The organism is Bacillus hominis (assembly GCF_018332515.1).
GTDB classification, from domain to species: Bacteria; Bacillota; Bacilli; order Bacillales; family Bacillaceae_G; genus Bacillus_A; species Bacillus_A hominis.
Genome location: NZ_BOQD01000537.1, coordinates 1 through 510, shown reverse-complemented (window position 1 = coordinate 510; position 510 = coordinate 1). Strand labels below are relative to the sequence as shown.

Annotated in this window: 1 pseudogene; it reads left to right on the top strand. The window is 36.7% G+C overall.

The features are described from left to right. A pseudogene (locus tag KI356_RS27195) lies at positions 1-510 on the top strand (penicillin-binding protein); the annotation flags it as partial.

Genomic DNA, 510 nt, shown 5'->3' with positions numbered 1-510 from the left:
AATATACTGTGATTAGTGAAAATTTAGCAAATCTACCAGGTGTAGACGCATCAGTTGATTGGGAAAGGCTCTATGTAAATGATGGCTTATTCCGTTCAGTCCTTGGAAATATTTCGAATGCTGATGAAGGACTACCACGTGAACGATTAGATTATTATTTAGTGCGTGAGTATAGCCGGAATGATCGGGTCGGGAAAAGTTACATCGAACAGCAATACGAAGATGTGCTTCATGGTACGAAAAAAGAGGTAAGAAGTATTGCTGATAAACAAGGTAATACAATTAGAACGGAAACAGTTTCTGAAGGGAAAAGCGGCAAGAATTTAACTTTAACGATAGATATGGAATTACAGAAAAAAGTAGAAGAGAGCATAGAAAAAATATTAAAGGCCTATAAAGGTTCAGAATCGATGTTGGACCGTGCTTTCGTTGTAATGATAAATCCGAAAAATGGTCAAGTATTATCAATGGCAGGGAAAAAGTTAGTAGAAAAAGACGGGAAAACAGAAG